10 protein-coding genes are annotated in these 12,654 nt (G+C 66.6%); 6 read left to right on the top strand and 4 right to left on the bottom strand.

Features of this window, described 5'->3' with window-relative positions; all coding sequences use genetic code 11:
• Position 1 precedes the first annotated feature (1 nt).
• The 4 genes from AC1MLZ_RS18350 to AC1MLZ_RS18365 all read left to right on the top strand — a co-directional run bounded on the left by AC1MLZ_RS18350 (position 2) and on the right by AC1MLZ_RS18365 (position 6,157).
• On the top strand, positions 2-727 hold the full coding sequence (locus AC1MLZ_RS18350) for a VIT1/CCC1 transporter family protein (RefSeq protein ID WP_480959746.1): 726 nt from the start codon (positions 2-4) through the stop codon (positions 725-727).
• A gap of 259 nt (positions 728-986) precedes the next feature.
• On the top strand, positions 987-1,964 hold the full coding sequence (locus tag AC1MLZ_RS18355; protein WP_480959747.1) for a L,D-transpeptidase: 978 nt from the start codon (positions 987-989) through the stop codon (positions 1,962-1,964).
• Positions 1,961-4,579 carry a cation-translocating P-type ATPase gene (locus AC1MLZ_RS18360; protein ID WP_480959748.1) on the top strand — a complete coding sequence of 873 codons (2,619 nt, stop codon included), beginning with the start codon at positions 1,961-1,963 and terminating at the stop codon, positions 4,577-4,579. The genes AC1MLZ_RS18355 and AC1MLZ_RS18360 overlap by 4 nt, the downstream gene beginning before the upstream one ends.
• Positions 4,580-4,693: 114 nt before the next feature.
• Entirely contained in the window at positions 4,694-6,157 is a 1,464-nt protein-coding gene (locus tag AC1MLZ_RS18365) for a SulP family inorganic anion transporter (RefSeq protein WP_480961603.1), read from the top strand.
• Here the strand turns inward: AC1MLZ_RS18365 and AC1MLZ_RS18370 are convergent.
• The 4 genes from AC1MLZ_RS18370 to AC1MLZ_RS18385 form a co-directional block, all read right to left on the bottom strand.
• Positions 6,149-6,712 carry an N-acetyltransferase family protein gene (locus AC1MLZ_RS18370; RefSeq protein ID WP_480959749.1) on the bottom strand — a complete coding sequence of 188 codons (564 nt, stop codon included), beginning with the start codon at positions 6,710-6,712 and terminating at the stop codon, positions 6,149-6,151. The two genes, AC1MLZ_RS18365 and AC1MLZ_RS18370, sit on opposite strands and share 9 nt — an antisense overlap.
• 242 nt (positions 6,713-6,954) lie before the next feature.
• Entirely contained in the window at positions 6,955-8,463 is a 1,509-nt protein-coding gene (locus AC1MLZ_RS18375; RefSeq protein ID WP_480959750.1) for an acetyl-CoA hydrolase/transferase family protein, read from the bottom strand.
• The gene (locus tag AC1MLZ_RS18380) at positions 8,460-8,699 is read right to left on the bottom strand and encodes a DUF6920 family protein (RefSeq protein WP_480959751.1); all 240 of its coding nucleotides are present in this window, start codon (positions 8,697-8,699) and stop codon (positions 8,460-8,462) included. The genes AC1MLZ_RS18375 and AC1MLZ_RS18380 overlap by 4 nt, the downstream gene beginning before the upstream one ends.
• Positions 8,700-8,871: 172 nt before the next feature.
• Positions 8,872-9,969, bottom strand: a complete 1,098-nt coding sequence (locus AC1MLZ_RS18385; RefSeq protein WP_480959752.1) for an Acg family FMN-binding oxidoreductase — start codon at positions 9,967-9,969, stop codon at positions 8,872-8,874.
• Positions 9,970-10,204: 235 nt separating this feature from the next.
• On the opposite strand from AC1MLZ_RS18385, the gene AC1MLZ_RS18390 reads away from it, so the two are divergent.
• Entirely contained in the window at positions 10,205-11,242 is a 1,038-nt protein-coding gene (locus AC1MLZ_RS18390) for a zinc-dependent alcohol dehydrogenase family protein (protein ID WP_480959753.1), read from the top strand.
• Positions 11,243-11,268: 26 nt separating this feature from the next.
• A complete protein-coding gene (locus tag AC1MLZ_RS18395) occupies positions 11,269-12,651 on the top strand; it encodes an NAD-dependent succinate-semialdehyde dehydrogenase (RefSeq protein WP_480959754.1) in 1,383 nt (460 codons plus the stop codon).
• Positions 12,652-12,654: the final 3 nt, after the last annotated feature.

A 12,654-nucleotide genomic window follows, 5' to 3' on the forward strand; every position in this document is an offset into this window, starting at 1 on the left:
CATGGGGGCGCGGTCGTCGCACCGTGAACGTCACGTCGCCGACCGGATCGGCTGGCTGCGGGCGGCGGTGCTCGGCGCCAATGACGGGATCGTGTCGACCGCGAGCCTGATCATCGGCGTTGCGGCGGCGTCCGCCCATGCTGTCGGCGGCACGAGCGCCCCGACTAATGCTATCGTCATCGCGGGAACGGCCGGATTGGTCGCGGGCGCGATGTCGATGGCGGCGGGCGAATATGTCTCGGTCAGCGCGCAGGCGGATACCGAGAATGCAGAACTCGCGCGCGAACGACGCGAGCTGGTCGACGACCCGCGCGGCGAGCTGGCCGAACTCGCGGCGATCTACGTTGCGCGTGGGGTGGACGCCGCCACCGCCACGACGGTCGCGGCGCAACTGATGGCGAAGGATGCGATCGGCGCGCACGCCCGCGACGAGCTGGACATCACACTGGGTGCGCGGGCGCGTCCGGTCCAGGCCGCGTTCGCGTCGGCGGCGAGTTTCACGGTTGGCGCGGCGCTGCCCTTGCTGACCGTGCTCGTCGTGCCGCCAGGGTCGCTTCTCTGGGCGGTTGCGGGCGGATCGTTGGTGTTCCTGGCGTTGCTCGGTGCAGTCGGCGCGAAGACCGGCGGCGCGGTCGTCTGGCGCGGCACGGTCCGCGTCGCCTTCTGGGGCGCGTTCGCGATGGCGGCGACTGCGGCGATCGGACGCCTGATCGGTGGCGCGGTGTGATTTGGGTTGTGTCGAACGGCGAGACCTAACGATCCTCCCCCGCCAGGGGGAGGTGGCGCCGAAGGTGACGGAGGGGGAGGACACACAACAGCGGTTTTCCTTACCGCCCCCTCCGTCAGGCAAGTGCCTGCCACCTCCCCCTGGCGGGGGAGGATCGTAGATTTGATGCGTAGTTTCCGATGGTGATGCCAGCACGGCGCGATTGATAGCGTCTGGTCGATCGCCCTGTACGGCGACACCTCTTCGATCGGAACCGACCATGACGACGCGCCGCCTGACGTGCAGCCTCGCGCTCGCCCTTATGTCTGCGACTAATTTAGCTGGGGCGGCTTCGGCACAAATGCCGCCGAGCATCGATGGCCGGATCGAACAACTCAAGCCCGGCGAGTACCTATGGGCGCCCGAGATCGCGCCTGCGGGCCCGGTCACGGTGATCGTCAGCCTCGCCACGCAAAAGGCCTATGCCTACCGTAACGGCGTGCCGATCGGTGTCTCGACCGTGTCCACCGGCAGCGATGGCCATGCGACGCCGACCGGAGTCTTCACCGTGCTCCAGAAGGACGCGGATCACGTGTCCAATATCTACAAGGACGCAGCGATGCCGTTCATGCAGCGGCTCACCTGGGGCGGGATCGCGATGCATGCGGGCAACCTGCCGGGCTATCCCGCGTCGCATGGCTGTATCCGCCTGCCGCCAGCCTTCGCTAAACTGCTGTTCGGGATCACCCGGCTGGGGATCACCGTCGTCATCACGCAGGACGCGCGCGTTCCGGTGGTCGCGTCGACGCCGGGTATATTGGCGGCGACGGGGGTGGGGACGGGGACGGGGCCGGCAACCGGGGAAGGCGACTATGTCTGGAACCCTGCGCTGTCGCCCAAGGGGCCGGTGTCGATCGTGGTCAGCGGGCGGGACCGACGCATGGTCGTCCTGCGCAACGGTATCGAGATCGGATCGAGCGGTATCGCGGTCGACGCACCGATAGACCGGACCTCGGCATTCACGTTGCAGGCGATCGACGCGGGCGGTGAGCATTGGTTGCGCCTGCCGCTGCCGGGCGACGTGCAGACCGGTGAACTGAGCGCCGAGGACCGCGCCAAAGGGCATCTCCCGGCAGGCTTCCGCACCGCGCTCGCGACCGTGATGACCCTCGGCACGACGCTGCTGGTGACGCGCGAGACGCTGGCGAGCGCCGGCACCGGCACGCCCGTGACGATCATAGAGGCGACCGACCAGTGATCGCCGAGCGACCGATCGATAAGGTATTTCCGCGCCCGACGGCATGGCATGCGACATCGATCGAGCGCGTGGCGGCGTTGCTCGATACTGGCAAAAGAGGGCTGAGCGCGAAGGCCGCTGCGGCGCGCCTGATCGTGGACGGTCCGAACGCGCTTGCGCCGCCGCCGGTGCCGTCCGTCCTGCTGCTGTTCGTGCGGCAGTTCAACAGTCCGCTGATCTACCTGCTGATCGCGGCGGCGGCGATCTCGCTCGGGCTCGGGCATCGTACGGATGCGGGGTTCATCGGGGTCGTCCTGCTCGTCAACGCTGCGATCGGCACGGTGCAGGAGAGCAAGGCGGCGAGCAGCCTCGCGGCGCTCGGGCGGATGATCGGCCAGACTGCGATGGTCCGGCGCGACGATGCGGTATCGGTGATCGATGCGCGCGATATCGTCGTCGGCGATGTCGTCGAACTCGAAAGCGGCATGGCCGTGCCCGCCGACATTCGCTTGTCGTCGAGCAGCGCGCTTAGCGTCGATCAGTCGACCTTTACCGGCGAATCCGTCGCGGTCTTCAAGGATCATGCGGGCCTAGTCCCCGATCGGACACCGCCGGGTGAGCGCGCGACGATGGCGCTGGCGGGGACGATGATCGAGCAGGGGCGCGGCGTTGGCATCGTCGTCGCGACCGGGGCGGACACGGCACTCGGCGCGATTGACGCGTCGTTGCGGACTGCGAAGGCGACGCCGCCGCCGCTGGTGATCCGGCTCGATCGGCTGGCGCGGCAGATCAGCATCGCGACAATCGCGCTGATTATCCCGTTCGCGCTCGTCCTGCTGATGCAGGGTCGTCCGGGCGACCAGATCCTGCTGCTCGCGGTGGCGCTGGCGGTGTCGGCGATCCCCGAGGGACTGTCGATCGCGGTGACGGTCGCGCTGGCGGCGGGGACGCGGCGGATGGCGGCGCGGAACGTGATCGTCCGCTCGCTGCCCGCGGTCGAGGGGCTCGGCGCGTGCACGATCATCGCCAGCGACAAGACGGGGACGCTGACGCGGAACGTGCTGTCGGTGGAGAAAATGGTCTTGGCTGATGGTCGCGCGTTCGCGAGTGCGGACTGGCCTACGGATGGTCTGGCCGGAATGCGTCAGGCCGCCGCGCTGTGCAACGAGGGATCGATCGGACCCGATGGCGGGCTGGTCGGGGACTCAGTTGATGTTGCCTTGCTGCGGTTCGCCAGAGATGGCGGCGCGAATCTGGCCGCGCTGCACGCGATTGGGCGGACTGCGGCGCAGCCGTACGAACCGGTCCGCAAATTCTCGACCGTCGCGATCGCGGAAGGGGCTGGCGTGCGGGTGTTCGCCAAGGGTGCGCCCGAGATCATCGAGCGGATGTGTCGCGCGATCGACCCCGTCGCGTTTGCCGCCGCGACCGCGATGGCGGGCGAAGGCTACCGCGTGATCGCCGTCGCCGCGTCCGAGGGTGCAACGACGACCGATCCGATGGCACCGGGCGACCTCGTGCTGCTCGGCTGGATCGGCCTGATCGACCCGGTCCGTCCCGAAGTTCCCGCCGCGATCGCGCGTTGTGCCGAGGCGGGAATCGGCGTGCGGATGGTAACCGGCGATCATCCGGGCACCGCGCTCACCATTGCGCGCGGGCTGGGGCTTGAGGTTGCCGCGGATCAGGTCGTCACGGGTTCGCAGATGACGGATCTCGCGGACCAGCCCGGTCGGCTCGCGGCGCTCATCCTCGGCGGACGCGTGTTCGCGCGGATCGAACCGGTGCAGAAGCTTGAGATCGTCCGCATCCTAGCCGCCAGCGGCGAACTCGTCGCGGTGACTGGCGACGGCGTCAACGACGCGCCCGCGCTCCAGGCGGCGCATATCGGCGTAGCGATGGGCATCGCCGGCACCGACGTCGCGCGCGGCGCCGCCAACTTGGTGCTCGCCGACGACAATTTCGCGTCGATCGTCGCTGGCGTCGAGGAGGGGCGCGTGACCTATGCGAACGTCCGGCGGATCGTCATCATCCTGCTCGCCACCGGGGTCGCGGAGATCGGCATGTTCATCGGCGCGGTCGTGCTGGGGCTGCCGATGCCGCTGACTGCGGTGCAACTGCTGTGGCTCAATCTCGTCACGAACGGCGCGCAGGACGTGATGCTCGGCTTCGGTCGCGGCGAGGGCGACGAACTGCGTCAGCCGCCCCGCCCGCCGAGCGCTCCGATCCTCGACCGGAGTGCGATCGCCCTGATGATCCCGCCAGCGCTGTTGATGACCGGGCTTGCGCTGTATCTCGTCACGGGCATGCAGCGCGATGGACGGCCGCTCGCCGAAATCCAGAACGCGGTGCTGTTGATGACGGTGCTATTCCAGAACGCCTATGTGCTGTGCATGCGGAGCGAGCGCCGCTCGATTTTCCGCGAGCCGCTGCTGTCGAATGCGTGGTTGCTGCTCGGTGTCGGCATCGCGCTGGCGTTGCAGGCACTGGCGATGTTCTGGCCGCCGCTCGGCAGCGTACTCGGGACGGCGCCGGTTTCGGCTGCGGCATTGCGGTTCTGCGTTGCCGCCGTGGTCGGAACGGTGGTGGTCACCGAGGCGACCAAACAGGCGGTCGCTCTCTGGCAGCGACGCTCGTGACCGCTTTTAATCCCGAAGATCGTCACGACGACGCGCGAGGGTTATTCGCTCGCCACCTTTCGCGCCGATGCGATCGCTGGCGCGACGGTCGCGGTCGTCGCTCTGCCCTTGGCGATGGCGCTGGGCATCGCGAGCGGCGCGTCGCCCGACAAGGGGCTCGTCACCGCGATCGTCGCGGGCTTCCTCGTGTCGGCACTAGGCGGATCGCGCGTCCAGATCGGCGGCCCCACCGGCGCGTTCGTCGTCGTGGTATTCACCGTCGTCGCGCGGCACGGCTATGACGGCCTGATCCTGGCGACGTTGCTCGCCGGCATCATCCTGATCGTCGCTGGCTATGCGCGGTTGGGGGCGTTGATCCGGTTCATCCCCTATACCGTCGTCACGGGCTTTACTGCTGGCATCGCGGTGATCATCGCGTCGAGCCAGGTCCGTGACTTTCTCGGGCTCGGCATGGCTGCGGTTCCAGTCGATTTCGTGTCGAAATGGCTAGCCTATGCCGGGGCGATCCGAACCATCGACGCCCCGACGGTCGCGGTCGGAGCGGGCGCGCTCGCCGTCATTCTGATCCTGAAGCTGGTCGCACCGCGCGTGCCGGGGTTCCTCGTCGCGGTCTTGCTCGCCTCGATCGTCGTCGTCGCCAGCGGCGCGCACGTCGCGACGATCGGCTCGCGCTTTCCGGCCATGCCGAGCGGGATCGCGATGCCGGCTTTCCCCGTGTGGACGCTGGCGAAGCTTCAGGCGGTGCTGCCATCGGCGTTCACGATCGCGTTTCTCGCGGGCGTCGAGGCGCTGCTATCCGCCGTCGTCGCGGACGGGATGATCGGATCGCGTCACCGATCGAACCAGGAACTGGTCGCGCAGGGTGTCGCCAACATCGCCTCGGCGCTGTTTGGCGGGCTGCCCGCGACCGGCGCGCGGACCCCGGTCGCGGGCATGCTCCATGCGGTGTTCGTGCTGCTGTTCGTCGTGTTCGGCGGAGGGCTGATGGCGTTCGTGCCGATGGCGGCGCTGGCGGCGATCCTGTTCGTCGTCGCATGGGGGTTGAGCGAACAGGAGCGGTTCGTCGACCTGTTGCGGATGCCCAATGGCGATCGCGCGGTATTACTGCTGACCTTTGGCCTGACGGTGCTCGTCGACCTGACGGTGGCGATCGGCGTCGGCGTGACGCTCGCCGCGCTGCTGTTCATGGCGCGGATGAGCGAGACGGTCGCGATCACCGGCTCCGAGGACGAGTCGCTCACTGAACGCGGCGCGCTGCCCGAGGACGTCGAAATGTTCCGCATCGACGGTCCGTTCTTCTTCGGAGTCGCGGCGGGGTTGATGGACACCTACCGCCAATTGGGCAGCGTGCCGCGCGTCCTGATCCTGCGGCTGGAGCGCGTGCCGATGCTCGATGCGAGCGGCGTGGCCGCCATTGCCGAACTGCTGCGCCGCGCCGAGACCACGCATACCCGCGTGATCCTGTGCGGCATGGCCGCGCAACCCGCCGCGATGCTCGCCCGCGCCCGGCTCCGGCCGATGGCCAGCACCGCGACCTATGCCGAGGCGCTGGCCCAAGCGCGGGCGATATCAGGCTGACAGCGTCATCCGCAGCATCATCGAAGCCGGATCGCCCGGACAGGCGGACGCGATCCAGCCGCGTTCGCGTTCCAGGTCGATCGCCTGGTGATTGTCGCGGCTCTCGATCGATTCGAGCGTCGTGATCCCCTTGCTGCGGGCGAACGCCGCGACATGATCAAGCAGGGTCCAGCTTATCCCGCGGCGTTTGAAGTCGGTGCGGATCGCGATGGCGACTTCGGCGCGGGTCAGGCTCTCGTCGGCGGCCAGCATCGCGGTCGCGACGATCCGGTTAGTGGCGGGATCGAAGGCGAGGAAGTTCTCGGTATGCTCGTGATCGACCGAAACCAGCGCGAGAAGCTGGTCGTGGCCGACCTTGTGGATCGCGCTGAGGAAACGGAACCGCAAATCCTCCTTGTCGACATGCTCGAAGAACTCGCCAAGCGCCGGCTCGTCGGCAGGCGATGCAGGGCGGACGTGGAAGACATAGCCGTCGCGCGTCGTCAGGTCGGCGCTCCACGACACGGCCGATGATGTTTGCGTGGCGCCTGCACGCTCGCTGACGAGTTCGGCCATCTTGATGTCCTTTGCGATTGCGCGCCACCGATGGCGATGCACGCCGTGCCTAGTCGCAAAGCAGTCGTCCCCGCAGCGTCGGGAAACACGTAGTTTCCGACGCTACCTACGCAATCTGCGCACGCTAGGCTGACTTCGAAGGGCGATCTCCGCCCGTCGAGGAGACCGCATGACGATCGACATCCAGCGGATGCAGGATCTGGCACACGAGATCGTCCGTCTGTTGTAACCACGGACGCCCGTCACATCCGCATCGTACCCGTATCGAGGAACCGTTGGTGCCACGACAACGCCTCGCCCGGTAAAGTCGGCGTTTGCTGCCCGTACGAGCCTTCGCGTGCCCGTCGGTAATAATCCGCTAGAGCAGGTCGGTAATCGGGATGCGCGCAATTCTCGATGATGACTTGCGCACGCTGTTTCGGGCTCAGACCGCGCAGGTCGGCGAGGCCTTGCTCGGTGACGAGCACCTGCACGTCCTGGCTGATATGGTCGACATGGCTCGCCTGGGGCACGATCGCGGAAATGTCGCCGTTCTTCGCGGTCGACGGCGTCATGAAGATCGACACATAGGCGTTGCGCGCAAAATCGCCCGAGCCGCCGATGCCGTTCTGGATCCGTGACCCCATGATGTGCGTCGAATTGACGTTGCCGTAGATATCCGCCTCGATCAGCCCGTTCATCGCCAGGCAGCCGAGCCGCCGGATCAGTTCGGGATGGTTGCTGATCTCCTGTGGGCGCAGGATCATGCGATCGCGATAGGCATTCATATCGGCATTCAGCCGGGCCGCAGCCTCGGGGCTTAGCGAGAACGCTGTCGCGGATGCCATCCGCAACTTGCCGGAATCGAGCAGGTCGAGCATCCCGTCCTGAATGACCTCGGTATAGGAGGTCATGTCGTCGAACGGCCCGGTGACGAGGCCCGTCAGCACCGCGTTGGCGATGTTGCCGACGCCCGACTGCAACGGCAGCAGAGAGGCGGGCAGGCGTCCGCGTGCGACCTCGTGGCGGAAGAACTCTATGAGATGGCCGGCGATCGCGTGGGCGCTCGCATCGGGCGCGGCGAACGGCAGGTTGCGGTCGGGTGCCTCGGTCTCGACGATCGCGACGATCTTGGCGGGATCGACCCGGAAATAGGCCTCGCCGATCCGGTCGTCCGGTCGCACGAGCGGGATCGGCACGCGGTGCGGCGGCAGCGCAGTGCCGTAATAGATGTCGTGCATCCCCTCCAACGCGGGGTTCTGCCAGCGATTGACCTCGAGGATGATCTGGTCGGCGCGATCGAGCCAGGTCTTGTTGTTGCCGACCGACGAGGACGGGATCAGCGAACCGTCGGCGCGGATGCCCGACACTTCGACTACCGCGGTATCGAGCGGCCCGAGAAAGCCCTGCCACGCCATCGGCGCGACCTGGCTCAGGTGCATGTCGAAATACTCCATCTCGCCGCGATTGATCTTCTCGCGTGCAATCGGATCGGAGTTGTACGGCAGGCGGAATTCGATGCCGTCGGCCTTGGCGAGCGCGCCGTCGAGTTCGGGCCCGGTCGACGCGCCGGTCCAGACACGGATGCGGAACGGGTTGCCTGCGGCATGCTCCGCCTCGATCCGGGCGGCGAGTGCCATCGGCACGGCCTTGGGGTAACCCGAGCCGGTGAACCCGCTCAGCCCGACCGTCGATCCCGACGTGATCAGCGCCGCAGCGTCGTCGGCACTCATGATCCTGTCGCGCAGGCTGTCGTTCGAAATTCGGCTCATGAGGTTCCTGTCATCCTGTTGCGCTTCGATCGTTCGCGGTCGGCTTTTACGGCGTCTGGGTGCCAACTTTCCACCCGGCACCGCCAGTAGACGATATCCTTCGCTGGGAGACTCCACGCGACCTCCGCCGCCATCGGCAGCCAGATCGTATCGACCAGCCGATAGTCGGAGAACCAACCATGCCAAGGGGTCGGCAGTATCGGAGGCGTTGCCGAGCGCGCCAGTCGAACGCGCAACGGTGCGTCGCGATCGTTTGGCAGGCCTTGAACGTCATCCAGGAGCCGGATTCGAGCGTTCGTTTCATTTCCCCAGTTTGTGTCAGGCTGACGCGCGGCGGATCGGCCGCTGGCTGCACGCCCAGGCGCATGGCGAGATCGACGACGGCAGCGGGGAAGGTCCCGGCCCGGCTCATGGCACGATCACCGCATCCACGGGTCGCCGCAACGACCAAGGCAGCGTCGGGCCATAGCCGAACCGCATCACGATGTCCGGACGCCGGCCGGGCGCGCCGATCAGCGCCGCCAGATCGGGGCGTAGTGGCGGAACCTCGACCGGCTGGTTGATGAACGCGTGCTTCAAACCGAGCGCGGTCGCCTGCAGCGCAAAGCGTTGGCAGGCGCGTCCTACCGCCACCCAATCTGCAGGGGTTTCTCCCGCTCCGACGAACACCGCCACTCCCGCCGACGATCGCAGCTGGGCGGCATAGGCTTGATTCTCCGACCGCGCCGTCGATACCCAGTCGAACGCGTGAGGTCCGAGCCAGTCGGGTAGCGCGGGATTGCCGCTCGCGACGCTGTACAGCCCATCGCCGGTCCGCAGCGCTGCTCTCGGATTGAACCGGATCCATGATTTCAGCTCGCGGACGAAGGTGTCGTCGGTCCTTTGCAGGGTGTTGCCGGCGAGGACGAGGTCGCTCAGGCGATCGACCCGATGCCGATCGGTGAGCAGGACGAGATCGACACCGGGGACGGCCGCGGCCTTCACCAGCGTGTCGAGGTCTCTCGCGGGGACAGCCCGACCGTCATACTCGGCGCGGGTCGATTGACGCTTGGTTATGGCTTCGAACAGCAGGGAAGGGGCCGGGCGTGCCGTCTCGAAATGGACTGCGACCGATCCCTGGTTCCGCGGATCGAAGGCGATGCTGCCGGGCATACCGCGTGCCGCCGACGCCAACGACAAAGTCTCTGCCGCCGCTCCGAGGCTGACGAACAGATGGTGGTCGTCCGGATCCACGACCGCGGTCCGTCTCGAAAAGTCGGGCAAGATGTCGATCCGCCGTTCGCCGATGCGAAAGCGCCAAGGCTGGGTGTTGTGGCCGTTCGGCGCGAGTGTTGCATAGCGAATGAGATCATGCGCAGACGGCTCATCAGCCAACGGCACGCGCAGGGCGGTAGCTCGATCAGCGTAGTTCGACGAGGCGCCCGCTTCTTCATTCAGAAGATAGACTACCTCGCCGCCAACCAAGGCGGTCGCTCCCGCACCAATCAGCACTTGCCGTCGGTTCACCGTCAGTCCCCAATATCACGGACGCACCGACGCTCCCGATGAGGCAGCCTGCTACTTTCCATCGCGACCGAGAACCGACGTGAATTACGTAGACGCGCCGGCCTCTGCGTAGTTTCCGATGCTGCCCGGCGCCGGCGGGCGGCTTCTAAAGACAGGCAGCCGGATCGTTCGCTGCGACGATCGGCTCTGGCGGCGTCCGGCGTTGCCCGATCCTCGGATTCAGAGACGCCCGCTCATGAAAGCCCTTGTGTATCACGGCCCTGGCCAGAAGGCCTTCGAAGAGCATGCCAAACCGGAGCTGATCGATCCGACCGACGCAATCATCCGCATCACCAAGACGACGATCTGCGGCACCGACCTGCATATTCTCAAGGGCGACGTCGCGAGTTGCACACCCGGCCGGATCCTCGGGCATGAAGGCGTGGGCATCGTCGACGCGGTCGGTGCCGCAGTCACTGCGTTCAAGCCCGGCGATGCCGTCCTGATCTCCTGCGTCAGCGCCTGCGGGAAATGCGATTATTGCCGCAAGGGCATGTTCTCGCATTGCACCATCGGTGGCTGGATCCTTGGCAACACGATCGACGGGACGCAGGCCGAATTCGTCCGCACCCCACATGCCGACACCAGCCTCTATCCCATTCCGGCGGGCGCCGACGAGGAAGCTTTGGTCATGCTCAGCGACATCCTGCCGACCGGCTTCGAATGCGGTGTGCTCAACGGCAAGGTCGCGCCGGGCAGCATCGTCGCGATCGTCGGATCGGGGCCGGTCGGTCTCGCGGCCCTGCTCACCGCGCAGTTCTACTCGCCGGCCGAGATCATCATGATCGATCTCGACGACAACCGGCTCGAGGTCGCGAGGCGCTTCGGTGCCACCGCGACCATCAACAGCGCCGATGGCAAGGCGGTGGAAACGGTGATGGCGATGACCGGCAATCGCGGCGTCGACACCGCGATCGAGGCGGTCGGCGTGCCCGCCACGTTCGAACTGTGCGAGGAGATCATCGCGCCCGGCGGGATCATCGCCAATGTCGGGGTACACGGCACCGCCGTCAGCCTGCATCTCGAAAAGCTGTGGGATCGCAATATCGCGATCACCACGCGCCTCGTCGACACGTCGAGCACGCCGATGCTGCTCAAGCTGCTCGGCTCGAACAAGGTCGACGCCAAACGACTGATTACGCACCGCTTCAGGCTCGACCAGATTCTCGACGCCTACGAGACCTTTGGCAACGCGGCGGAGACGCACGCGCTGAAAGTCATTCTCGAAGCCTGATCGCATTGTTTCAAAAGGACAGCCCCATGACCTACCAGAGCCTCAGCCCGTTCGACGGCACGCTCCTCGAGACCTTCGACGAGATCGGCGACGCGGCGGTCGAAGCCAAGCTCGCGACCGCGCAAAGCTGCTATGAGATCTGGCGCGACACGAGCTATGCCGACCGCGCGGTGATCATCGGCAAGGCGGCCGACCTGCTCCACGAACAGGCCGACGCGCTTGCCCGGATCATGACCCTCGAAATGGGCAAGCGCATCGGCGAAGCTCGCGCCGAAGTCGAGTTCAGCGCGAGGATCATGCGCTATTACGCGACCAACGCCGAACGCTTCCTCGCACCGGTGACGCTCAACCCCGACGTCGGCGAGGCGCATATGGAGAGCAGCCCGATCGGCGCGATCTTCTGCGTGGAGCCCTGGAACTTCCCTTATTATCAGCTCGCCCGCATCGCCGGCCCGCATCTGATGGCGGGCAACGTGCTGGTGGTGAAGCATGCCGCGATCGTGCCGCGCTGTGCGATCGCCTTCGAAGCACTGCTGACCGAGGCTGGGGCTCCGGCCGGGCTCTACACCAATCTGCTGATCTCGCATGCGCAGTCCGACCGGATCATCGACGATCCGCGCGTGAAAGGTGTCGCGCTCACTGGAAGCGTCGTCGCCGGGCAAAGCATCGCGGCGCGCGCCGGCCGCAATCTCAAGGTCTCCTCGATGGAACTCGGCGGCAGCGACGCGTTCATCGTGCTCGACGATGCCGACCTCGATCACACCGTACCCTGGGCGGTGTGGGGCAGGATGTACAACACCGGACAGACGTGTTGCGCGGCCAAGCGCTTCATCGTCGTCGACTCGGTTGCGGATGCATTCCTCGCCAGGTTCCGGGCCGGGCTCGAAGCATTGACCGCCGGCGATCCACTCGACCCGGCGACCACGCTCGGGCCGTTGTCCAGCGAGCCGGCATTGTTGCAATTGCTCGATCAGGTCGACGCGGCAGTAGCTGCCGGGGCAACGCTGCTGATCGGCGGCAAGCGGATTGACCGGCCGGGCTCGTTCATGCAGCCGACCATCCTCACCGACGTAGCGCCCGACAATCCCGCCTTCCGCGACGAGTTCTTCGGCCCTGTCGCGATGGTGTTCCGCGTCGAGGACGAGGCGGCAGCAATCGCGCTCGCCAACGATTCCGACTTCGGCCTCGGTGGGTCGGTCTGGACGCGGGACCTCGCGCGCGGCCGGCGCGTCGCCAGCCGCGTCGAGACCGGCATGATGTTCATCAACACCATCGACTGGTCCGATGCCGAGCTGCCGTTCGGTGGCATTAAGAATTCGGGATATGGTCGCGAGCTCGGCGACTTGGGCATCCAGCAGTTCGTCAACAAGAAGCTGGTCCGCACCGCGTCGATGGCTGCACCGCTCTGATAC

It is taken from the genome of Sphingomonas sp. PEI4, assembly GCF_056679955.1.